Here is a 22116-nt window from a genome sequence, read left to right as displayed (position 1 = left end):
TTTTTGTCGTAGTCCGTTGGACTCAGCCTGCGGCAACAGCTGCGGCAACAACGACCAGCAGGATCAGCGGCAGGATGATGCCCTGCGACGAGCCCTGGGTTTCTTCGACGACAACAGGTGCCTCAACAACCGGCTCTTCCAGGTTGCCAGCATATGCGGTCGAAGCAGCAGCGGTCAGTGCAGCAGCGAGTACAAGTTTCTTCATATTAACCTCCAGAGTTTGCGCGATCCCAATTGCGGAACCACACACCTAAGACTTACCTCGTGGTTTTTTCTAATCAGCAAAGCAGAACGAATGCAATTGCAACTTGCAGTGCAAGCGGGTTGGCGCGCGAAAATGTCGTCAAATTAGCAACACTTGCGTCCCGACCTTCGCCATGGCGTACAGCTCTGCGATGTTCTCGTTGAACAACCCGATGCACCCGTTCGACGACCGGCGGCCAATTTTCCGCGTATCGTGGGTTCCGTGGATCCGGTAATACTTCCAGCTGAGATACAAAGCGTGCGTCCCCAGCGGGTTATCGGGCCCCGGAGGGATGTAATCCGGCCATTCCGGGTTTCTTTTCTTCATCGACGGCGTCGGCGACCAGCTGGGCCCCTCGACCTTGCGGATGACACTCGTGCGACCGCGGCGGGTCAGTTCTTCGGTCAGCGGAACCGACGACGGGTACAGCTTGTAGACGGTTTGGTCTTCCGACCAGTAGTGCAAAGCGCGGGAAACGGTGTCGACCAGAATCGCCCCGTTCCGGGTGTTCGAGAAGTAGGGCTGCCATTGCTGCGCCTTGAAGCCCGACACATTGCGGCGAACGGCCGGTTCAGCCTCGGGTGCAGGGCGCAATGGGTCGCCCGGGATGTATTGGGCGATCGCCGGGCTGGCGAGCAAAGACGATGCGCCTGCGAGGAATCCGCGGCGGGACGAAGAGAAAACGCGTTTCTTGACCATGGTGACAGGTCCTCTGCGAAAGATGTGCAAGAATCCGCTCTATGTTATTGCCAGAATGCTTCAGTCGCAAATCAAACCGGCAGAATCATGCGGGTTCGTGCATTTGAGCCTTTGCTCATGGGCCGCTGGCAGGGTATTGCCAATTGGAAACAAGCAAACCGGACTCATCATGACGCGCATTTTTTCCCTGCTCTTGATTTGCCTTGTCGCACTGGCGGCATGTACCGACGTGAGCGGCACTTCAACCCTTGGCGCGGATGGACGCCCGCTGCCCAAAGCCTACAAGATCCGGGGCAATCCCGAAAAACTGCAGTTCCGCATGCTTGATTCCGTAAACGCCCTGCGGCAGGCGTCTGGACTGCAGTCGGTGCAGTTGAACGCGCAGCTGAACGCAGCGGCAGCGACACACGCCAAGGACATGTCGCGGCAGAACCGACCCTGGCATTTCGGCTCGGACGGATCTTCGCCACTCGATCGGGTGGCCCGTGCCGGTTATGCGGGGCGTTTCCTGGGTGAAGCGATTTCCGAGACCTACGAGACCGAAACCGAAACCCTGGCCGCGTGGATGCAGGAACCGGGTCCGCGATCGGTGATCATGGACCCGCAAGCAACCCAGATGGGGTTTGCATGGCACCAGGAAAACGGCGGGAAGATCTGGTGGACGCTCGAGATGGGAACCGGCGGTTAAGCTTGGCCCAAGACAAAAAAAAGCCCCCGAAAACCGGGGGCTTTTTTCTTTCTAACAGGTCTCAGGCAGCTTGCATGGACTGAGCTGTGGTCAGGATCGCATACAGCTTGACCGGATCCGGGTTGGCCCGAAGCTTCGAGCAGACCGCGCTGTCGCGCAGCGTGCGCGATACCAGCGCCAAGGCCTTGAGATGCTCGACACCGGCGTCTTCCGGGGCGAACAGCGCAAAGGCCAGATCCACGGGCTGACGGTCGACCGATCCGAAGTCGATGGGCTTTTCCAGCATGACGAACACGCCGGCAACCGAGTCGATCTCGGACAAACGGGCGTGTGGCAGGGCAACACCATGGCCAACGCCGGTCGGCCCAAGGCTTTCCCGCTCCAGCAGGCAGTCTACGATGGTCTGCGGATCAAGTCCGAGTGCGCCCGCGGCGACGTCACCGATTTCCTGAAACAACCGTTTTTTGCTGGACGCTGCAGATAGCACGCGCACCGCTTCGGGCTTCAGTATGCTCGACAAATCCATGTTTTGCTCCACGGCGACGCCCCCAGAATCCGGGGGCCCCGCCCAATTCTTGCCTGTTACGGATCGATCCAGCCGATATTGCCGTCATCCCGGCGATACACGACGTTCAATCCGTCCTTGTTTTCATTCCTGAACACCAGCACCGGGGCGCCGGCCAATTCCATTTGCATGACAGCTTCGCCGACACTCAACGATGGGATCTTGGTTTCCATCTCAGCCACGATGATGGGCTGCAATGAGTCGGGTTCGTCGGCCACGTCCGATTCGTTCGAGGCGAGGATATAAGATGACGCTCCGAAGAGTTCAACCGGCTGAGCCCGTTCACGATGGTGGTCCTTGAGGCGACGCTTGTAGCGACGCAACTGTTTCTCCATCTTTTCGCAGCACGCCTCGAATGCTGCATAGATTTCGGTTGCATGTGCCTTGGCCTGGGCTGTCAGGCCCGTGGACATATGTATGGTGGTTTCGCACACATACTCATGCGCTGAACGGGAAAAGACGACGTTGGCATCCGTCGGTCGCTGAGCATATTTGCTCACGACCTCGCCCAATGCGTCCTGCACGTGTGTCTGCAAGGCTGCACCAATGTCGATCTGTTTGCCGCTGATTTGGTAACGCATGTGATCTCCTTCACAATTCACACCCATTATGACGTCACGTCGGGTGACATGCTTGTTTTTATCGGGTGGGGGGTAGAGACATGTTTCGCGGTTGTCCTCGGTAAGGCCCTTCGGAGAAGGGAGATCGAGATCCAGTCTGGAACCGCGAAAATGCCATGTCCCAATTGAGCCAAGAGGCGGCAGAAGAGTCAATCAAAACAGGAGTGTATATACGCGAATTCTGTCATGCGCCTGGCGCAATGACAACTAAGCCTATGAAATCTTGAAATTTTCACCCAGATACACGCGGCGGACATTTTCGTTTTCCACCACCTCGTCGGGCGATCCGGACATCAGCACCTGGCCGTCGTGCAGGATGTACGCGCGGTCCACAATTTCCAGCGTTTCCCGCACGTTGTGGTCGGTGATCAGTACGCCGATTCCACGCTTTTTCAGATCCGCCACCAGATGCCGGATATCGCCCACGCTGATCGGGTCGACGCCGGCAAACGGCTCGTCCAGCAGCAGGTATTTGGGGTCGGCGGCCAGACAGCGGGCTATCTCGACGCGACGGCGTTCACCACCCGACAATGCAAGGGCAGGCGCCCGCCGCAAATGCTCGATCGAAAAGTCCGAGAGCAGCTCTTCCAGACGTTCCTTGCGGCGGTGCACATGCTTCACCGCAATGTCGAGCACGGCCGAGATATTGTCCTCGACACTCAAGCCGCGAAAGATCGACATTTCCTGCGGCAGATACCCGATGCCCATGCGCGCCCGGCGATACATCGGCAGCGTGGTCACATTCTGACCGTCCAACGTGACCGTTCCGGCCTCGGGGAACACCAGCCCGGCAACGGAATAGAACGTGGTCGTCTTGCCCGAGCCGTTCGGCCCTAGCAACGCAACGACCTCGGACCGGTCCAGTGTCATCGACACGTCCCGGATCACGGTCTTTTTGCGATAGGATTTGCGCAGTTTCTGAATCTTCAGACCCTGAGACCCTTCGGCAACGGACAGTTGCGGGCCCGCCATCAATTTCCGCCCTGCTGAAGGATCGTCTTGACCCGCCCCGACATGGTCGCGGTTCCGCTTGTCAGGTTCGCAATCATCTGGTCGCCGCTGATCGTGCTGGGCCCCTGCGTCAGCAGAACGTTGCCCTTCATCACGATCACACCCGAGTCGATGGTGTATTCCGCCCAGTCCCCCTCGGCGGCATCCGGCGGGCTGACAAGCACGACGTTTTCCGACGCCTCCATGCGTTCGATCCCCGACCGATCCTGGTTGTAGATCACCAACACGCGACCGGCGGACAGGCGCATTTCGCCCTGAACGACAATGACGTTGCCAAGAAACTCGGCCGAACCGTCCTCTTGATTGACGTTCAGTGTCTCGGATGTCACTTCGACCGGCAGACTGGGATCGGCCTTCACCGACCCAAAGGCCACCTGCGCTTCCTGCGCGGACGCTGGCACCGAACCCACGGCCAGGGCGAAACAAACGAGGGCGAAACGAAAATCAAACACAGTCTATCTTTCGGCTTTTTTCGGCTCATATAACAGCTTAACGCCATCTGTAAAAAGAATATGGACCGGTCCACCCTCTTTTTCAGCGCCAAATGTCATCCGCCCGGCCGAGAAATTGCCGATTGGCCCCGTTCCCTGCACCTGACCTGGCGTATCGCCCCGGATCTCGTCCAATGAAGTATTCAACAGGTCTGTCGTCACCCGTATACCGTCCGTGGTGGTGATCACCACGTCCCCGGTGAAGGTGGCCGTCGCCTTGTCCGGTCGGATCGACCCCGAGTTGGAATCCAGCGTGATCACCCCACCGTTCAACAGGCCGAACCGGCCACGGAATTCCGTTGCTCTTGGATCGCTGTCGGCAGTTCCCTGGCTGGCCCGTACCGCCTCGACCTGGACATCTTCGCCCTTGCGGGTGGTCCCGCGATAGTTCGGGCGGGTCACAAGCTGCCCCTCAAGCCGTTCGTCGATATCCTGCTGGGTGAACGGACCCGAGACGTTGGTTTCGATACTGCGCGACAGCAGGAATACCGTGGACAGCAGCAGAATCGCCGCCAGCGGCAACAGAACCTTCAGGAACTGCACCATTCGGGAATAGCGGTCCACCTGCGCCTCCTGTCAGCCCAGCCCGACGCGCAGGCAATCGTGAATATGCAGAAGGCCCTGCGCCAATCCCGGCTGTTCGGGGTCGACCACGAACAACGAGGTGATCTTGCGCGCGTTCATGATCGCCACGGCTTCTTCGGCCAGAGAATCCGGTGCGATCGTGGTCGGATTGCGGGTCATGACCTGTGCGGCTGTATTGTCCAGCAGCCCCTCCATGTGGCGCCGCAGGTCGCCGTCGGTGATGATGCCGGCAAGCTTGCCATCCGCGTCCGTCACCCCGACCACGCCAAAGCCTTTCTGGCTGATCTCGATCAACGCGTCGCTCATGGGTGTATCGGCAGAGACCAGCGGCACCGCATCGCCACTGTGCATCAGATCGCGTACGGCGCTCAGCTGCGCGCCCAGTTTGCCGCCCGGATGGAAGGCGCGGAAATCTTCTGGCTTGAAGTCACGATATTTCATCAGTGCAATCGCCAGCGCATCACCCATGGCCAGCGTCAGCGTGGTCGAAATCGACGGCACCATCCCATAACCGCAGGCCTCGCCAAGAGAGGGGATCAGCAAATGAACGTCCGCCTGTTTCATCAACGAGCTTTCGGGCTTGCTGGACAGGCCGATCAACGGAATGCCGAACCGACGAGTGAAGGCCAGTAGATTGGCCAGTTCCGGTGCTTCGCCCGAATTTGAGATCGCCAGAACCACGTCTCCTTTCGACACCATCCCCAGATCGCCGTGACTGGCCTCGGCCGGATGAACGAAATAGGCCGGCGTGCCGGTGCTGGCCAGGGTTGCGGCGATCTTGTGGCCGATGTGTCCCGACTTGCCGATGCCGCTGATGATGATCCGCCCTGTGGCCTGCAGGATCAGCTGAACGGCTTCGGCAAACCGGTCGTCAAGGCTGTCGGCCAAAACATCCAACGCCCGGGCTTCGTCGGTGATTACCTGACGGGCAACCTTCAGAAAGGATTCATTGTCTGTCATGAGTGCGCAAAAATATCCGTTTCAGGCCATCCGGCCAGATCCAGTCTGGCACGCATCGGCAGGAAGTCAAAACAGGCCTGCGCCATTTCGGTGCGCCCTTCACGCTCCAGACGCGCGTTCAAGGCATCACGCAGACGGTGCAGATACAGGACGTCGGAGGCCGCATAATCCAGTTGGGCCTCGGTCAGGGTCTCGGCACCCCAGTCGCTCATCTGTTGCTGTTTCGAGATATCGACGCCCAGCAACTCCTGACACAGGTTCTTGAGACCATGACGATCGGTATAGGTGCGCACAAGGCGGCTGGCGATCTTGGTGCAATACACCGGAGCGGCCAACGCCCCGAAGGCATGATACATCGCGGCAATGTCGAACCGCCCGAAATGAAACAGCTTCAGCACATCCGGGTTTTCCAGCATGGCACTCAGGTTCGGCGCCGAGGTTTGGCCCTTTTCGACCTGCACGATATGGCAATCGCCGTCACCCCCGGACATCTGAATCACGCACAGGCGATCCCGGTGCGGGTTGAGACCCATGGTCTCACAATCAATGGCCACGATCGGGCCCAGATCCAGCCCATCGGGCAGGTCGTTCTTGTACAGATGGTTCGCCACACGTGCTTCCTTCGTTCGGTATCGTCCCCGAAATAGGGTGTTTGGCCTGCAAACTCAACGCCATCCGGACCGATGCCACGATTGATCTCCGGCCGGCTTGATGCATCCCCATGGGGGGGATAGGGTTAATACATGACCCCTCACAAGCATTCAACACACCCGCAGATCATCGCGCGCCTGAAACGCGCACATGGGCATCTGGCCAAGGTCATCGCCATGCTGGACGACCAAGAGCCCTGTCCGGATATCGCTCAGCAGCTTTTCGCCGTGGAAAAGGCGATCACGAATGCCAAGCGGACACTGATCCATGATCATGTCGACCATTGCCTGGCTTCGGGCGACGCCGACTCGGTCGACGCCTTCAAGACCATCACCAAGTACCTGTGATGCTGAGCGTTTTGCAAAACCGGGTCTATCGTCACCTGCTTGCGGCGCAAATCGTGGCCTTGACGGGCACCGGTCTTGCCACGGTGGCCCTGGGGCTTCTGGCCTACGATCTGGCCGGAAGCTCTGCGGCCCTGGTTCTGGGTACGGCACTGACGATAAAGATGGTTGCCTATGTTACGGTCGCACCGGTGGCGGCGGCCATTGCGGAACGGCTAAACCGGCGAAAACTGCTTGTGACGCTGGACCTCATCCGCGCCGCAGTGGCGCTGTGCCTGCCGTTCGTGACCGACATCTGGCAGGTCTACGTTCTGATTTTCGTTCTGCAATCTGCCTCAGCCGGGTTCACCCCGGCGTTTCAGGCCACGATACCAGACGTTCTGACCGACCAGCAGGATTATACCAAGGCGCTGTCGCTGTCGCGCCTGGCCTATGATCTGGAAAGTCTGGTGAGCCCGATGCTGGCCGCGTTCCTGCTTATCTTCGTCAGCTTCGACAGCCTGTTTCTGGGGACAAGCCTCGGCTTTGTCGCCTCGGCCTTGTTGGTCATGTCGGTTGCCCTTCCCTCACCCACGCCCGTCCGGCCGCGCGGGATCTTCGACCGCACGACCCGCGGTCTGCGGATCTATCTGGCCACACCACGCCTGCGAGGATTGCTGGCTTTGAGCTGGAGCGCCGCAGCACTCAGCGCGATGGTCTTGGTCAATACCGTCGTCATCGTGCGTGCAAGCCTGGGGCTGTCCGATAGTGCCGTGGCCATCGCGCTGGCCGGATTCGGCGGTGGGTCAATGCTGGCGGCATTTGCCTTGCCGGCGGTATTGCGGCGGTTCGAGGACCGCAAAGTGATGCTGACGGGTGCGACGATTGCCACCGCGGCCATGGCGATTGCTGCGATCCTGTCTGCAGCTGTACCCATGAGCCTTGCCGGGCTGTCCGCAATCTGGGCACTGGTCGGCTTCGGATACTCGGCGACCCTAACCCCATCGGGGCGCCTGCTGACCCGTTCGGCCCATGCCGAAGACCGCCCGGCCGTATTCGCCGCCCAGTTCACCCTGTCGCATGCCTGCTGGTTGGTTCTCTACCCGCTGGCCGGATGGGTCATGACAGCGTTCGGTGCTACCGTAGCAATGGCTTTGTTGACCGTTCTGTCGCTGTGCGGTCTGGTCGGAGCCCTGTTGGCATGGCCTCGCGCCGAGCCGGGCGCGGTCATCCACCAGCATCCGGACCTGCCGATCGACCATCCGCACCTGTCGGGATCGGCAGAGCACGCCCACCCGATCATCATCGACGACCTTCACCCCCGTTACCCGCATCAGCCTTGAGCGCAGGCGCCAAACTGGCATACACCCGAACCATCCCTTCGGAACACGGAGCATCGATGGACCAGCTTGATCGCCGCATCATTGCCGCGCTGCAACACAACGCGCGCGCCTCGACCACCCATATCGCGGCAACGCTCGGGGTGGCCCGGACTACGGTGCATGAACGTATCAGCCGGATGGAGAGAAACGGTGTGATCGCCGGATACTCGGTGATCCTGCGCCAGGCCGAGGACACGCCCAAGGTCCAGGTCGTTGTCCTGCTGGAGGTACAGCAGAAAGAAACCGCCCGCATCATCAAGCGGCTCGAAGCCTATCCAGAGGTCAAGCTGTGCCTGTCGATCAATGGAGAATTCGATCTATTGCTGTCCGCCGAAGCGCCGCGGATCGAGGATCTGGACATTCTGGTTGATGAGCTTGCGGCGATCCCGGGGGTGCTGCGGACCAACACCAGCGTTGTGTTCGGCCGCCGCATCGATCGGGGCTGAGGTCCCGATAACCCTCTGTAAACCCAAAACTGGCTAGCTTGGCCCGGACACAAGAATCCCCGGACCGGCAGAATGCCAGAGCTCAAGTTTTTCATCTCGATCGCCGTTTGGCTGGCCGCCGCCGCGCCTGCTGCCTTGGCATGGTCGGATGGCCCCGCGATTGATGTCTGCGACCGGGCCGCGAGACGGGCGGCAATGGCCGAAGGTGTGCCGCAGGATATCCTGTTGGCCGTCACCCGAACCGAGACCGGGCGCACGATGATGGGTCGCCTGACACCCTGGCCCTGGACCGTCAATGTCGAGGGCAAAGGGTACTGGTTCGCCACCGAAACCGAGGCCAAGGCCTTTGTCTTCGACGTGTTCAAAGCGGGTGCCCGCAGTTTTGATATTGGCTGTTTCCAGATCAACTACCGCTGGCATGGCAAAGCCTTCCGGTCCATAGACGCTATGTTTGATCCGGACCAGAACGCCGCCTACGCGGCGCAGTTCCTGAAGACGCTCCATGCCGAACAGGGTTCGTGGGGGCATGCGGTTGGCGCCTATCACTCGCGCACGCCGGGCCTTGCACAGGCTTATACGGACCGGTTTGAAACCATCCTGGCCAATCTCGACGGCGTACCGTCGGCGCAACCGGGACACACGGGGCGCGATCCGTTTTCACGGGCGGCCGCGCCTTTGATCCCGCCCGGTCGTGGCCGAACCGGGCCGGGCCGCTTGGGCTCATTGGTTCCCGCCTCAGCCGCTGCTGCTGCCTTCATCGCGTTCGATCAGGAGTGACGCGTGCCAAAGCTTGACGCCCGATCCCTGTTTTCACCCACCGTTCTACTGGCGTTGGCCTTGATGACGGTGATCGTCATGATGATCCTGCCAATGCCATCCTGGGTACTGGACATTGGCCTTGCGGCCTCGTTCGCACTGGCCATCCTGATTTTCACCCTGACCCTGTTCATCGAGCGACCTTTGGATTTCTCGTCCTTTCCAACGATACTGCTGGCCTCGCTGATGCTGCGCCTGTCGCTCAACGTGTCGTCGACCAAGCTGATCATCGGGCAGGGTCATACCGGGCCGAACGCCGCCGGTGACGTCATCGAGGGCTTTGCCCAATTCGTCATGAGCGGCAGCATCTTCCTGGGCCTCGTGGTATTCGGTGTGCTGCTGATCGTGAACTTCATGGTGATCACCAAAGGTGCGGCGCGTATGGCCGAAGTCGGGGCCCGCTTTGCCCTTGACGGAATGCCGGGCAAGCAGCTTGCCATCGACAGCGACATGTCTGCCGGCGCCATCGACCATCAGCAAGCCAAGGAACGGCGCGAGCTCGAGCAACAGGAAACCACCTTTTTCGGGTCGCTGGACGGGGCATCCAAATTCGTCAAGGGCGATGCAATTGCAGGGCTGCTGATTACCCTGCTCAACCTGGTGATGGGGTTGATCATGGGGGTGATCGTGCACAGTATGCCGGTCGCCTCGGCGTTTGAAACCTATGCGATCCTGACTGTTGGTGACGGGTTGGTCACGCAGATACCGGCTGTCATCATCTCCATCGCATCCGCCCTGTTGCTGGCCCGCGGTGGCACGCAGGGTGCAACCGACACCGCCTTGTTCTCGCAACTGGGGCGGCATCCGGCTGCGCTGGCAACCGTTGCGATCCTGATGGTGCTGTTTGCGCTGGTGCCCGGGTTGCCTTTTCTGCCGTTCATTCTCGGTGGCGTGATCCTGGGCTATGCGGCCTTCGTTGTTCACAGAAAGCAATCAGCTGCCACAGAGGCGGCACAGATGGCGGCTTCGGACGCCGAGCCCAAGGCATCACAAGGCATCGGCGACGTCCTTGACCTCGACGACATTCACCTCGAATTTGCCCCGGATCTGGTCAGTATGGTGTTGAACCCTGGCACCGGATTGGACGCCCGGATCGCCAACATGCGGACCTACGTGGCGTCGAGCTTTGGATTGATCCTTCCGGAGATCCGACTGACAGACCGGGCCGACTTGCCGACGGGCACTTACGTCATTCGTGTTCAGGGCGTCGAACAGGCCCGGGGGGTGCTTCACCCCGACCTGATCCTGGCGCTGGTGCAGGACGGGCTGGACCTGTTGCCGGAAGGCAATGACGTCACCGAACCCGTCTACGGCGCGCCCGCCCGGTGGATCCTGCCCAAGGATCAAGAGTCCGCCGCGCTGAGCGGCGCAACCATCGTCACCCCGCCCGAGATTCTGGCGACCCATCTGCTGGAAATCATCAAGCAGAACTTCCCGCGCCTGCTGACCCTGAAATCCCTGCGTCGGCTCCTGTCCGAGATGACCCGCCTGAGCGACCCGGTCCGGGCCGAGGCAAACCGAAAGCTGCTGGATGAGCTGATCCCCGACAAGGTTCCGATCGACACCTTGCACGCGGTTTTGCGTCTGCTGCTCGAAGAACGGGTTTCGATCCGCAACATCGCGCTGATCCTGGAGAGCGTCGCCGAAGCGCGGATGACCACGACGCAGCCTGAGGCGATCTGTGAGATCGTGCGCCAGCGACTGGGCTTCCAGCTGGTGGCGGACCTGAAGCGTGGCGACGGCTCGATTCCCCTGATCCAGTTGGCGCCGGAATGGGAGGAGACGTTCTCCACCTACCAGATCGACACTCCGAATGCTGGATTGGATGTGGCGCTGCCCCCCAATCTGTTCAACAAACTGGCCGATGGCGTCGTCACGACGATAACACGCAGCGCGGATCAGGGTGTGTTCCCGGCGTTGGTAACCTCGACGCGGCGGCGCAGGTTGCTGCGTACCATCATGCACGCGCGGGGAATCTCGAATCCAGTCCTGTCGTTCGAGGAAATTGGGCTCGAAGCGCGGCCGGCGCTGGTCGGAACGGTGCCGGCGTGATTGGGCTGCCGCCGGATTTGCTGGCTCAGCTGGGGGGCATCCTGTGGTCCTCGTTTGCGGTTTTTCTCAGGGTTTCAGCGGTGGTTTCCCTGCTGCCAGCCTTCGGGGAGCGCAGCATTCCAACCCGCGTAAAGCTGGGGGTCGCAATGGCATTCACGCTGGTCGTCGCGCCGTCGGTTTCCGTTGCCGAGCCCGACAGTGGCCTGATGCCGCTGGTTCAATTGATACTGACCGAAATCCTGATCGGCCTGACCCTGGGGATCGGGCTTCGGCTACTGGTACTCGCCCTTCAAACCGCCGGGTCGATGGCCGCGCAAGCCACGTCGTTATCGCAGATCCTGGGTGGTGCCGCTGCGGACCCGGCCCCGGCGATGGGTCATTTCTTGACCCTGTCCGGGTTGGCCCTTGCCACACTGATGGGCGTTCACATCCGGGCGGCCCAATTCCTGATCGACAGCTATTCACTATTCCCGGTGGGTGCCGCCCCGATGGCGACCGATCTGTCACGTTGGGGGGTGTCGCAGGTATCGCGCAGCTTTGCATTGGCCTTTGGGCTGGCCATGCCGTTTGTCATTGCATCATTGATCTACAACTTGGCTCTGGGTGTCATCAACCGGGCCATGCCTCAACTGATGGTCGCTTTTGTGGGCGCGCCGGCGATCACCTTTGCCGGATTGTTCCTTTTGTTCGCGGGAGCGCCGACCATCCTTGCGGTCTGGTCTGACGTCCTGTTCCAGTACTTGCTTGATCCGATCGGAGCACCGGAATGAGCGGCTCGGACGACGACACCGACAAGTCCTTCGAGGCGACACCGCAGAAACTGCAGAAGGCTCGGGAAAAGGGTGAGGTCGTCAAATCAAATGACCTGTCCGCCGTTGCCGCCTATTCCGGCCTGACAATCGCTCTTTTGGCGGTCGGGCATTTTTCGACCGAGCATTTGGGATCATCCCTGATGGTCCTGATTGATCAGGCCCCGGAACTGTCACTGTTGTTGTCTGGCAGCGCGGCTGCACCGGTCGGCGGGCTGATGACAAAGGTTGCCGTTTCCGCAGGCGTTCTGTTGGCGGTTCCAGCGGCGCTTGTCTTGTTGAATTTGCTGGCGCAGCGCGCCCTGGTGTTTGCCCCAAGCAAGCTGACGCCGAAGACGTCACGCATTTCGATCCCATCCAATGCCAAGAACAAGTTCGGCCGTGCCGGGCTTTTTGAGTTCTTCAAAAGCTTCATCAAGCTGGTGATCTACAGCATATGCCTTGCCGTGTTTTTGAAATCCAACCTGGCGGACATCCTGACCGCTGCAGCCAGCCCCGTACGAGCCTCTATCCCGCTGATGATGAACCTTCTGTTTCGGTTCCTGTTCATCGTCGTCGCCGTCACGCTGGCCATCGGGGTCATCGACTACCTGTGGCAGTATTCCGAGCACATGCGCAAAAATCGAATGTCGCGCAAAGAACTGCAGGACGAGACGAAAGACTCGGAAGGCGATCCGCATGTCAAACAGCAAAGACGCCAGCGCGCGCAAGAAATTGCGACCAACCAGATGATGGCCGAGGTGCCAAAGGCCGATGTGGTCATCGTCAATCCCACCCATTTTGCGGTGGCATTGAAATGGACCCGCGCCCGTGGAACAGCACCCGTCTGCGTCGCAAAGGGCGTTGACGAAGTTGCCGCGACAATCCGCCGAACGGCGATGGAGTCAGGAGTTCCGATTCACTCGGATCCGCCGACGGCGCGGGCCCTGCATGCGACCGTCGAGATCGGAAAGGAGATAACGGAAGACCTGTATCGCCCGGTCGCTGCGGCCATCCGATTTGCCGAAGCCATGCGAAAACGCGCGAAGGGAGCGTTCGGATGACGCGCGCGAAGCTAAGGGATCTAGCGGCGGTCACGGCGGCTTCTTTCGAACGAGAGTTTCAGAAACTGAAACCGATACTTGAGGCCGAAAGCCGCATTCAGGCACAGATTAGCGCGCTGAACGCTCAGGTCGCCCAAACGGCGTCGGACGCCGCGCAAACCCCTGGGTACCAGATCGCCGGCGCGGACGTCTTGTGGCACGGATGGGAGTCCAGAACCCGGCGTGACCTCAACACTGATTTGGCTCGGGTCAGATCCCGGAAACTGGCTATGATGGAGGACCTTCGCCGAGCATTCGGCCGCAAGCAGGCGGTTGAGTCGTTGCAGCGCGATCAAGAAACCGCGCTGCGCATTGCACGCGCCAGGAAACTGATGAATCAGTAAAACGAAAGCCAAAGCCCGCCCTCTGGCGTTAGGTGTCCTGGCGGCTCACGCTCATGATCAAAACACGAGACACGTCATCGCCAAGGTTCTTTCGGGCAACCTCCAACAGGGACTTTCGCAGCACCTCGAGATTGTCCGATTGCGTGAATTCGCCGTCGAACCCACCAATATTCGCGTGATCAAACAGCACTTGAAGAAACCCGTCCCGCAGTTTCGGTTCGATTTCGTAGAACTCCTCCGAGATGCCCGGCCGGGTTTCCAGGCTCAGCGACATGGTCACCAGAGCAGAGATTTCGTTTTCTTCGACGACCGGAACGACGAACTGTTTGGTCAACTTGAGATATTCATAGGGACCGGCCTTGCCGGACGTCTCACTATGGCCGGAGGTTTTGTTCGCCTTGTCTGCCTTGACGGTCTCCTCGGCGTGGGGCTCCGGTGCTTTGGCATCGGCCACGGTATCCTCTGGTTCCGGTGTCAAAAGCAGCCCAGCCGCAGCGCCGGCCCCGAGACCTGCAATCAAAAAGAAAACGGGGAGTAGTTTCTTCATCATTTGAACACCTTAGAACGGTAACAGCGCGTCCAGCACCTGTTGCCCGTATCGTGGCTGCTGAACATCCGTGATCTGGCCGCGGCCGCCATAGGACACCCGTGCAGACGCAATCTTGTCATAGGTAATCTCGTTCTGGCGCGAGATGTCCTGCGGACGCACATAACCAGACACCAGCAGCTCGCGAAGTTCGAAATTCACCCTCAGTTCCTGCGTTCCGGAAATCGACAGGACGCCGTTCGGCAGGACATCGATCACCGTTGCGGCGACGCGCAGTGTCAGCTTTTCCTTGCGTTTCACAGACCCCTTGCCCTTGCTGACTGACGCGGAATCGATCGAAACCGCCTCGTCCAGTGACGCACCATGTGGCAGGTGTTTCGCTGCGCGCTGGGGCAATCCCAAGAGGCCGGGAACCTTGAGATCTTCCGAGCTGCCGCGCGACCGGTTTGTATCGTTCGAGATTTCGGCCTTTTCATCAAGCTCGATCACGACAGTCAGAATATCGCCCTTCTTGATGGCGCGCTGATCACCCAGCAGAGACTGCTGACCCCCACTCCACAGAGACGCGCCGTCCACGGCGCGCTGAGATTGAGTGTGCAACGGCAAACCCGGCCACAACATCGCCACGTGTTCCGGAGTTTCCGTAGTTGGCGACAGGCTGGGCGGTTTGCCCAGATGGTCCAAACGCCCGCAGGCGGAAAGGGACAGGATGGCCAGCAACAGGGATCTGGACAGTTTCATGATCAAAATACCTCGATTTGGCCGTCGGAACGGATTTTTCCGGTTACCGTCGTTCGTGACGACAGGTTCATGACGCGGATGCGATCTCCGGCGGCTCCGCGGCCCAGCGCACGCCCTTCGACCGCGATGGACAGTCCACCTTTCACGAAGACAAGCGTCACCAGATCGTTTCGATCGACCAGAGCGGGAGGGCCGACACTTGCCTTCAGAATTGGCCGACCGGGATACAAAGCGGTTTTGGCTTCCTTCCCGATCAGGTCTGCAGGATCATTTACCGCGCCGGGCGCCTCACCGGATTTCACCTGAAGATCAGCGGATTCAATGATCTCCTTGGCCCGGATCGTTCTGGTCAGCACGACTATGTCAGCGAAGGCGGCAACCGGAAGAAGCCACAGGGATATGAAGCCCACGACCCGCATCAGCGTACCTGTGTCGTCGCGCCCATCATCTGGTCGACGGCCGAAATCACCTTGGCATTCATTTCATAAGCGCGCTGCGCCTCGATCAGATCGGTCACCTCACGTACCGCATCAACCGAGCTGTCTTCCAAATAGCCTTGACGCAGCATTCCGAGCCCGTCCTCGCCTGGGGTACCCACGATCGGTGCGCCTGAAGCCTCGGTTTCCTTGAACAGGTTGCTGCCGATGGCCTCGAGGCCCTTGGCATTGGAAAAGCTGGCCAGCGTGAATTCCCCCAGCAGTTGCCCTTCCGCGGTGTCGTCAAAATAGGCGTAGACCTCGCCGGACGCGTTGATGGAAATCGACCGCGCGTCGTCCGGGATAGTGATTTCGGGGGCGACCGCAAACCCGTCCGACGTGACGATGAGGCCTTCGGCCGATCGCTTCAGACTGCCGTCACGGGTATAGGCCGACTGACCGTTTGGCAGCACCACCTCGAGATACCCGCGCCCTTCGATCGCAATGTCCAGGTCACTGCCCGTCGCGGACAACGCGCCTTGGGCCAACTCGACGGTCACGGCTGCAGGACGAACACCCAGACCAAGCTGTATTCCCGTCGGCAGGACAGTCCCGTCCGCGGCGTTCACCGTGCCGGCGCGAGCCATCTGCTGATAGTGCAGATCCGCAAATTCAGCCCGCCGGGCGTTGTAGCCCGTGGTCGACATGTTCGCCAGGTTGTTCGAGATCGTCTCGACCCGCATTTGTTGCGCCGCCATTCCGGTCGCGGCAATTTTCAGGGCTCGCATTTCGGTTTCTCCTGCAGTTTCAGATCAGCGCATCAAGGTCTTCAAGGCGCCGCGGACCCTTTCATCTTCGGCGTCCAGAAAACTCTGACCCAGCTCGTAGGCACGCTGGATTTCGATCAGCCGGGCCACTTGGCCGATGGCATTGACGTTCGAACCCTCCAGAAACCGGTTGAGAACCACCGGCTGCTCGACCGGCTCGACCTCGCCTTCCGGTTTGAACAGGGTACTGCCTTCCCGCACCAACTCGGTGCCTTCCGCGGGCTGAATCACCCCGATCTGCCCCAAAACCTGCCCATTCACGCTGAGCGTCCCGTCGCCGCCCACATCAATGGTTGCTGCGTCCGGTGGAATGAAGACTGGGGCCCCGTTGCTGTCCAGTACGCGGTGCCCATCCATCGTAACCAGATCGCCATTGGCGTCCGGTGAAAAGCTGCCCGCCCGGGTCAGACGGTTGCCGGACGGAGTTTCAACCAAGAAAAATCCACTGCCTTCGATTGCAAAATCGAATTGCCCACCGGTTTCCGTCAGCACGCCTTGCGTAAAAGACGTGTTGCGTGCCTGAGCACGGCTCATGGACAGAGAGGGGCTGCCGGGAAGGTCCCGCACAAACTCGGAAAACACCAAACCCTGCTGGCGGTAACCCGTCGTGTGCGCATTGGCGATATTGTTCGCGACCAGACGCATTTCGTTCATCAGCCCGGTTTGACGGGACAAGGTGACGTAGGCTGTATCCATCAGCGGCCTCCTGCAATCAGCGGAACCAGTGTCGAGGTGAAGAATGTGACCAGCGTCTGCGTCATGAACCCCATCGAGACCCAGAACACGATGACGATGGCCACCAACTTGGGAACGAAGGTCAGGGTCATCTCTTGGATGGACGTCAAGGCCTGGAACAGGCCCACGGCCAAACCCGTGACCAGCGCAACCGTCAGAATCGGAACTGACGTGATCACGGCAATCCACAGGGCCTGACGCACGACGTCATAGAACAGACCTTCGCTGAGCATCGTTCAGACCGGCATCCGCAGAATTTCCTGGTAGGCCTCAACGACCTTGTTGCGCACGACAACCGCTGTTTCGACAGCAAGTTCGGTCTGGGCCAGTGCCTGCACGAGGGCATGTGGGTCGGCTTGGCCAATCATGGCGGCATTGGCGACCTCTTCGCTGTGTTTCAGGGTTGCCGCAAAGTCCTGAAAGGTTGCGCGCAGCCCTTGTGCAGCGCCACTTGTTCCCGGATCCGCTTGGGTGGCCGGGCGGGCATGCGCATAGCTCTGAGCCGCGGTGATCGATCGGGTATCCATTCTGGCTTTCCTTTATTTTCTCAACAATTCCATGAGGCTGGCCGACATCTTCCGGGTCTGGTCGAACATTTTGAGGTTTGCTTCGTAACTGCGTTGCGCTTCACGCGCGTCGGCGATCTCGACCATCAGATCGACATTGGACCCTAAGTAATACCCGCTGGCATCCGCCATCGGGTGACTGGGATCATAGATCCGGGGCAACGCCCGCCGGTCCAGCCTGACCCGACCGGCCAGAACCAATTCAGTGCCGTCTTTTTGCACCGTCTCGAAAGGAACCGATTTGCGCCGGTAACCCGGAGTGTCCGCATTCGAGATGTTTTCCGAAACATGGCGCAGGCGCGCGGCTTCCGCCCGCAGCGCGCTGGCGGTGACGGCCAGGGATTTGGAGAAATCGCTCATGACGGTCTCCTCACGCCTTGCCCAGACCGGTGCGCAGGATCCCGATCGAGGATTTGTAGATGGCCAGCGCGCGGTCATGCTGTCGCTTGACCTCGACCGCATTCAGCATTTCTTCTTCAAGCGAAACCCCATTGCCATTGGGATCGACTGCGCCGCCGCGCATATGTTCGGCCAAAGTCATGCCGCCCGGCCCGACACCGTTCAAATGCCCTTCGCGGGTCGCGCTCATTGCGCTGGTGGCACTGGATTTCTCAAAGGCTTCCGCGAAAGGCTCAATATCGCGAGCCCGGTAGCCGGGCGTATCCGCGTTGGCCATGTTGCGCGAGATGACGGCCTGCCGTTGTCCGGCGTGGGTTGCCAAGGCGTACGCAACTGTAAAGACGTTCAGGTCCGAGAACATCGGGGCTTCTCCCTCGATCAATTTCAATCAAGGCTTAACCCCGATTCCTTTAGAAACCGTTTTCAGAAACCAATTGGAGCCGACGCCATGTCCGACCTCGATCCCTCGATTCTGAAGTACCAGTTCGATCGACTTTCTCCGGTGCGGCACATGGGTCTGGTCGCGGGTGTTTCCGGTGGGGTGATCGAGGTCGAAGGGCTGGCAGAACAAGCGCGCATCGGCGACCATCTGATTTTGCAGCGACGCCACGACCAACCGTTGGCCGGCGAAGTGTTGCAGGTCGAGGCCGGCGCTGTTCACATGCTGCCTGGCGCAGCCCCTGACGGCGTGCGCCTGGGGGACCGGGTCTATCTTGAGCCGACTCCGGTTTTTGCACCCGGTTTGCATTGGCTTGGTCGCGTGGTCGATCCGTTCGGCAAACCGCTGGACGGCAAACCGCTTCTGCCCGGGGCGCAGGCCCGCAACGTCATGTCCGCGCCACCCCGGGCCGTCGACCGCAAACCGCTGGGAGACCGTATGGCCACCGGGCTGGCGATTCTGAACACCCTGCTTCCGGTCGTCCAGGGGCAGCGTGTCGGTCTCTTTGCGGGGTCGGGTTTGGGAAAATCAAGTTTGCTGGCAACGCTGGCCAGATCCATGCAAGCCGATGCCGTGGTCGTCGCGCTGGTAGGCGAACGCGGGCGCGAGGTGAATGAATTCGTCGAGACCGCGTTGGGCGCCGAAGGTCTGAGGCGCTCGATCGTGGTCGCGGCCACGTCCGACCAATCAGCACTGGCCCGCCGGCGCTGCGCCTGGTCTGCGATGGCAGCGGCCGAGTTTCTGCGGGATCAGGGTCTGAGCGTTCTGTTTCTATGCGACTCGGTCACCCGGTTCGCCGAGGCGCATCGCGAGATCGCCGTCGCCATGGGTGAGGCCCCGTCCCTGCGGGGGTTTCCGCCTTCGGTCACACCGATCATCGCCGGACTTTGTGAACGCGCCGGTCCGGGAACCGCCGATCAGGGCGACATCACCGCCGTGTTCAGTGTTCTGGTCGCGGGTTCGGACATGGATGAACCGGTGGCCGACATCCTGCGCGGCGTTCTTGACGGGCATATCGTGCTAAGTCGCGAGATCGCCGAGCGAGGGCGCTTTCCAGCCATCGCGCTCAGCCGGTCGGTTTCGCGCTCTTTACCGGCCGCGGCGACACCCGAGGAAAACAAGCTGATCGCTGAAGCCCGCAGGCTGGTCGGAAGCTATGAGCAGTCGGAAGTGATGATCAAGGCGGGTCTGTACACGCCGGGCACTGACCCCCTCCTGGATCAGGCGGTTCGCATCCATGACGAGCTTGATGGCTTTTTCGGCAAACTCGATCCAGACGGAATCCAGAACAGTTTCAACCGCCTTTCGGTCATCCTGCGTCGGGCCAGCGCCGCGATGACCCAATGAGCGGGTCGGGAAAGGCTGAACAGTTTTATATATTAAGCCGCCCTTAATCCCCGGACTGCTAATCCAATGGGTGGGTGAAAAAGGGTGGTTTAGATGGGTGCGCAATCAAATGCGGCGCCGATCATCATCAAGAAGAAGCGCGTTTCGGGTGGCGATGGCCATCACGGCGGCGCCTGGAAGGTCGCTTATGCGGACTTCGTGACGGCCATGATGGCGTTCTTCATGTTGATGTGGCTGCTGAACGCAACGACCGAAAAGCAACGCAAGGGTTTGGCGGACTACTTCTCTCCGACAATTCCGATCAATCCCGTTTCCGGCGGGGGCGACGGGGCCTTTGGGGGTGACAATATGTTCTCGGAGAAAACCATGGTGATGGACGGCTCGGGAGCGACGAACAAGAACCCGACCGAGGCCAAACGCGCACGGGGATCGACCGGTGTGGATGCCGATGGCGGCGGGCGCGGCGCGTTCGAAGACTTTTCGTCGCTCGAGGCGCGACTGCTGGGGCGGTCCGGCGAAAGCATGGTGTCCAAAAAGGCCCTGAAGCATATTGTCACTCGGGTGACGGACGAGGGACTGATTGTCGAACTGTTCGATACCGAAGATGAGCCGCTGTTCGAGGGAGGTTCCGATTCTCCAACCCAGATGATGCGTGCACTGGTTCTGCTGGTTGCACGTTCATCGGACATGGTGACGAATTCCATCTCGGTCGAGGGTCACGTTCATTCCTCTCCGGTGGTTCTGGCCAGAAATCCGTCGTGGGACCTGTCGACTTCGCGCGCGCAGGTGGTACGGCAGATGCTTCAGGACAAGGGGGTCGGCGCCAAACGGCTTGAACGGGTCACGGGTCATGCCGATCGCAAGCTGGCGGTAAAAAACCCGATGGCAGCCCGCAACAACCGGATCGAGATCGTGTTTCTGCGCAATCCCTGAGATCGGTGGATATCTGGCATTTTACTTGTTAGCGCGCTGTTAAGGCCCAGCGCGTTAGCTGTTGCGGGAACGATTGACGCAACAGAAGGGCGTGCCGATGACAATTTCCTCTTCGCTGAATGCCGGTGTGGCCAGCCTGAAGGCCAACGCGAACAGGTTGGCGACCATATCGGACAATATCGCCAACTCTTCGACCTACGGCTACAAGCGGGTTGAGACGGATTTTCATTCGATGGTGACGTCGGGCCAGGGCGGAAGCTATTCGGCGGGCGGCGTCCGGACCACCAGCCAGCGTCTGATCGATCAGCGCGGCTCGCTGGTTACCACCAACAACTCAACCGACCTGGCCGTGCGCGGCCGGGGCATGCTGCCGGTTCGCCCAAGTTCCCAGATCGGCACCGATTCAAACGAAATGCTTCTGACCACCACCGGATCCTTCCGAACCAATGCGGAAGGATATCTGGTTACCGAGTCCGGACTTGTGCTGCTGGGTTGGCCCGCCAACGCCGATGGGTCCATTCCCAACGTTTCGCGCGACACACCCGCAGCATTGCAGCCGGTTCAACTCAGCGTCAATCAACTGTCCGGCTCGCCGACCACCGCAATGAACCTGCGCATGAACCTGCCCGCCACGGCCACCGATGCCGGCGCACCTGGTGACACGCAGCCCTTGTCCGTAGAATATTTCGACAATTTGGGCAAACCCGAGAATGTCGATATCGAACTGATCCCGACTGTGCCGGCCACCGGGTCCAGCAACGAATGGACGATGATCTTGCGCGATTCGGCTTCGGGCGGAACCGTGATCGGTGAATATACGCTGACATTTACGGACAGCAGAACGGCAGGCGGTACCCTTGCCAGTGTGACCACCGTGTCCGGTGGCACCTATGATCCGACCACCGGCAGCTTTGTCGTCAACGTCGCCGGCGGCCCGATGGAGGTCAATATCGGCCTGATCGGTGACAGCGACGGAATCACTCAACTCTCTGACACGTTTGCGCCAGTTTCGATCACCCGGGACGGATCCGCAGTCGGAACCATGTCCAGCGTTCAGGTCGATGAAAACGGATACGTCTACGCGCTGTATGACACGGGTGTCACCCGTCGGATGTATCAGATACCGTTGGCGGACGTCCCCAACCCGAATGGGCTGACCGCACTCGACAGCCAGACATATGCGCCGTCACGCGACAGTGGAACTTATTTCCTGTGGGATGCCGGCGAAGGTCCGACGGGAGAATTGATTTCCTTCGCGCGCGAAGAATCGACGACCGACGTTGCGACTGAACTGACGTCGATGATCCAAACCCAGCGCGCCTATTCGTCAAGCGCAAAGGTGATCCAGACAGTCGACGAGATGTTGCAGGAAACAACCAACATCAAGCGCTGATCTGA

General features: G+C 60.1%; 30 protein-coding genes. 12 read left to right on the top strand and 18 right to left on the bottom strand.

Annotated elements, in window-relative coordinates:
- Nucleotides 1-22: 22 nt before the first annotated feature.
- Together ACR0FC_RS16175 and ACR0FC_RS16170 are read right to left on the bottom strand one after the other, a co-directional pair.
- Nucleotides 23-205 carry a hypothetical protein gene (locus ACR0FC_RS16175; RefSeq protein ID WP_005979327.1) on the bottom strand — a complete coding sequence of 61 codons (183 nt, stop codon included), beginning with the start codon at nt 203-205 and terminating at the stop codon, nt 23-25.
- A gap of 138 nt (nt 206-343) precedes the next feature.
- Nucleotides 344-943, bottom strand: a complete 600-nt coding sequence (locus ACR0FC_RS16170) for a L,D-transpeptidase (protein WP_093963635.1) — start codon at nt 941-943, stop codon at nt 344-346.
- A gap of 169 nt (nt 944-1112) precedes the next feature.
- On the opposite strand from ACR0FC_RS16170, the gene dalA reads away from it, so the two are divergent.
- Nucleotides 1113-1631: a divisome-associated lipoprotein DalA gene (gene dalA, locus ACR0FC_RS16165; protein ID WP_093963636.1), complete on the top strand. Its 519-nt coding sequence runs from the start codon at nt 1113-1115 to the stop codon at nt 1629-1631.
- A 61-nt stretch (nt 1632-1692) separates the two neighbouring features.
- On the opposite strand, the gene ptsN is transcribed toward dalA, so the two are convergent.
- From ptsN to ACR0FC_RS16130, 7 genes are all read right to left on the bottom strand, one after another.
- Nucleotides 1693-2157, bottom strand: a complete 465-nt coding sequence (ptsN, locus tag ACR0FC_RS16160) for a PTS IIA-like nitrogen regulatory protein PtsN (RefSeq protein ID WP_093963782.1) — start codon at nt 2155-2157, stop codon at nt 1693-1695.
- Between the two features lie 56 nt (nt 2158-2213).
- Nucleotides 2214-2777, bottom strand: a complete 564-nt coding sequence (gene hpf / locus ACR0FC_RS16155) for a ribosome hibernation-promoting factor, HPF/YfiA family (protein WP_170342438.1) — start codon at nt 2775-2777, stop codon at nt 2214-2216.
- Nucleotides 2778-3029: 252 nt separating this feature from the next.
- Nucleotides 3030-3788, bottom strand: a complete 759-nt coding sequence (lptB, locus tag ACR0FC_RS16150; RefSeq protein ID WP_093963638.1) for an LPS export ABC transporter ATP-binding protein — start codon at nt 3786-3788, stop codon at nt 3030-3032.
- Nucleotides 3788-4279: an LptA/OstA family protein gene (locus ACR0FC_RS16145; RefSeq protein WP_367646370.1), complete on the bottom strand. Its 492-nt coding sequence runs from the start codon at nt 4277-4279 to the stop codon at nt 3788-3790. The genes lptB and ACR0FC_RS16145 overlap by 1 nt, the downstream gene beginning before the upstream one ends.
- Nucleotides 4280-4282: 3 nt before the next feature.
- Nucleotides 4283-4882, bottom strand: a complete 600-nt coding sequence (gene lptC / locus ACR0FC_RS16140; RefSeq protein WP_093963640.1) for an LPS export ABC transporter periplasmic protein LptC — start codon at nt 4880-4882, stop codon at nt 4283-4285.
- Nucleotides 4883-4894: 12 nt separating this feature from the next.
- Nucleotides 4895-5863, bottom strand: a complete 969-nt coding sequence (locus ACR0FC_RS16135; RefSeq protein WP_170342439.1) for a KpsF/GutQ family sugar-phosphate isomerase — start codon at nt 5861-5863, stop codon at nt 4895-4897.
- Nucleotides 5860-6474, bottom strand: a complete 615-nt coding sequence (locus ACR0FC_RS16130) for a ribonuclease D (RefSeq protein ID WP_093963642.1) — start codon at nt 6472-6474, stop codon at nt 5860-5862. Before ACR0FC_RS16130 ends, ACR0FC_RS16135 begins: the two co-directional genes overlap by 4 nt.
- Before the next feature lie 132 nt (nt 6475-6606).
- On the opposite strand from ACR0FC_RS16130, the gene ACR0FC_RS16125 reads away from it, so the two are divergent.
- From ACR0FC_RS16125 to ACR0FC_RS16090, 8 genes are all read left to right on the top strand, one after another.
- Complete coding sequence (locus ACR0FC_RS16125) at nt 6607-6861, top strand: metal-sensing transcriptional repressor (RefSeq protein WP_170342441.1); 255 nt, start codon at nt 6607-6609, stop codon at nt 6859-6861.
- Entirely contained in the window at nt 6861-8180 is a 1320-nt protein-coding gene (locus tag ACR0FC_RS16120; protein WP_170342444.1) for an MFS transporter, read from the top strand. Before ACR0FC_RS16125 ends, ACR0FC_RS16120 begins: the two co-directional genes overlap by 1 nt.
- Nucleotides 8181-8236: 56 nt before the next feature.
- A complete protein-coding gene (locus tag ACR0FC_RS16115) occupies nt 8237-8665 on the top strand; it encodes an Lrp/AsnC family transcriptional regulator (protein WP_093963783.1) in 429 nt (142 codons plus the stop codon).
- Nucleotides 8666-8737: 72 nt separating this feature from the next.
- Nucleotides 8738-9442, top strand: a complete 705-nt coding sequence (locus ACR0FC_RS16110; protein WP_170342446.1) for a transglycosylase SLT domain-containing protein — start codon at nt 8738-8740, stop codon at nt 9440-9442.
- A gap of 63 nt (nt 9443-9505) precedes the next feature.
- Nucleotides 9506-11533, top strand: coding sequence for a flagellar biosynthesis protein FlhA (flhA, locus tag ACR0FC_RS16105; protein ID WP_217358671.1), 2028 nt, complete (start codon nt 9506-9508; stop codon nt 11531-11533).
- Nucleotides 11530-12303 (top strand): flagellar biosynthetic protein FliR, encoded by a 774-nt coding sequence (locus tag ACR0FC_RS16100; RefSeq protein ID WP_170342450.1) that lies wholly within the window; start codon nt 11530-11532, stop codon nt 12301-12303. Before flhA ends, ACR0FC_RS16100 begins: the two co-directional genes overlap by 4 nt.
- On the top strand, nt 12300-13385 hold the full coding sequence (gene flhB / locus ACR0FC_RS16095; RefSeq protein WP_170342452.1) for a flagellar type III secretion system protein FlhB: 1086 nt from the start codon (nt 12300-12302) through the stop codon (nt 13383-13385). The genes ACR0FC_RS16100 and flhB overlap by 4 nt, the downstream gene beginning before the upstream one ends.
- Nucleotides 13382-13768 (top strand): hypothetical protein, encoded by a 387-nt coding sequence (locus ACR0FC_RS16090; RefSeq protein ID WP_170342453.1) that lies wholly within the window; start codon nt 13382-13384, stop codon nt 13766-13768. The genes flhB and ACR0FC_RS16090 overlap by 4 nt, the downstream gene beginning before the upstream one ends.
- Nucleotides 13769-13796: 28 nt before the next feature.
- Here the strand turns inward: ACR0FC_RS16090 and ACR0FC_RS16085 are convergent, their stop codons facing one another.
- Genes ACR0FC_RS16085 through ACR0FC_RS16045 form a run of 9 tightly spaced genes read right to left on the bottom strand, consistent with a single transcriptional unit; the run spans nt 13797 to nt 18360 of the window.
- Nucleotides 13797-14315: a flagellar basal body-associated FliL family protein gene (locus ACR0FC_RS16085; protein WP_254437841.1), complete on the bottom strand. Its 519-nt coding sequence runs from the start codon at nt 14313-14315 to the stop codon at nt 13797-13799.
- A 12-nt stretch (nt 14316-14327) separates the two neighbouring features.
- Complete coding sequence (gene flgH / locus ACR0FC_RS16080) at nt 14328-15056, bottom strand: flagellar basal body L-ring protein FlgH (protein WP_170342457.1); 729 nt, start codon at nt 15054-15056, stop codon at nt 14328-14330.
- A 2-nt stretch (nt 15057-15058) separates the two neighbouring features.
- The gene (gene flgA, locus ACR0FC_RS16075; RefSeq protein ID WP_170342459.1) at nt 15059-15475 is read right to left on the bottom strand and encodes a flagellar basal body P-ring formation chaperone FlgA; all 417 of its coding nucleotides are present in this window, start codon (nt 15473-15475) and stop codon (nt 15059-15061) included.
- Entirely contained in the window at nt 15475-16260 is a 786-nt protein-coding gene (gene flgG, locus ACR0FC_RS16070) for a flagellar basal-body rod protein FlgG (protein WP_093963652.1), read from the bottom strand. Before flgG ends, flgA begins: the two co-directional genes overlap by 1 nt.
- Nucleotides 16261-16284: 24 nt before the next feature.
- Complete coding sequence (locus tag ACR0FC_RS16065; RefSeq protein ID WP_170342461.1) at nt 16285-16995, bottom strand: flagellar hook-basal body complex protein; 711 nt, start codon at nt 16993-16995, stop codon at nt 16285-16287.
- On the bottom strand, nt 16995-17267 hold the full coding sequence (locus ACR0FC_RS16060) for a flagellar biosynthetic protein FliQ (protein WP_093963653.1): 273 nt from the start codon (nt 17265-17267) through the stop codon (nt 16995-16997). The genes ACR0FC_RS16065 and ACR0FC_RS16060 overlap by 1 nt, the downstream gene beginning before the upstream one ends.
- A 3-nt stretch (nt 17268-17270) precedes the next feature.
- Nucleotides 17271-17561: a flagellar hook-basal body complex protein FliE gene (fliE, locus tag ACR0FC_RS16055; RefSeq protein ID WP_170342463.1), complete on the bottom strand. Its 291-nt coding sequence runs from the start codon at nt 17559-17561 to the stop codon at nt 17271-17273.
- Nucleotides 17562-17573: 12 nt separating this feature from the next.
- Complete coding sequence (flgC, locus tag ACR0FC_RS16050) at nt 17574-17960, bottom strand: flagellar basal body rod protein FlgC (RefSeq protein WP_170342465.1); 387 nt, start codon at nt 17958-17960, stop codon at nt 17574-17576.
- 10 nt (nt 17961-17970) lie between these two features.
- On the bottom strand, nt 17971-18360 hold the full coding sequence (locus ACR0FC_RS16045; RefSeq protein WP_170342467.1) for a FlgB family protein: 390 nt from the start codon (nt 18358-18360) through the stop codon (nt 17971-17973).
- Nucleotides 18361-18447: 87 nt separating this feature from the next.
- On the opposite strand from ACR0FC_RS16045, the gene ACR0FC_RS16040 reads away from it, so the two are divergent.
- From ACR0FC_RS16040 to ACR0FC_RS16030, 3 genes are all read left to right on the top strand, one after another.
- The gene (locus ACR0FC_RS16040; protein WP_170342469.1) at nt 18448-19785 is read left to right on the top strand and encodes a FliI/YscN family ATPase; all 1338 of its coding nucleotides are present in this window, start codon (nt 18448-18450) and stop codon (nt 19783-19785) included.
- A gap of 93 nt (nt 19786-19878) precedes the next feature.
- Entirely contained in the window at nt 19879-20718 is an 840-nt protein-coding gene (locus ACR0FC_RS16035; RefSeq protein ID WP_170342470.1) for a flagellar motor protein MotB, read from the top strand.
- Between the two features lie 97 nt (nt 20719-20815).
- The gene (locus ACR0FC_RS16030; RefSeq protein WP_170342472.1) at nt 20816-22111 is read left to right on the top strand and encodes a flagellar hook protein FlgE; all 1296 of its coding nucleotides are present in this window, start codon (nt 20816-20818) and stop codon (nt 22109-22111) included.
- Nucleotides 22112-22116: the final 5 nt, after the last annotated feature.

It is taken from the genome of Ruegeria sp. BB9 (genome assembly GCF_056539345.1).
The sequence above is the reverse complement of the archived record's forward strand: the minus strand, read 5'-3'. Positions and strand labels throughout refer to the sequence as shown.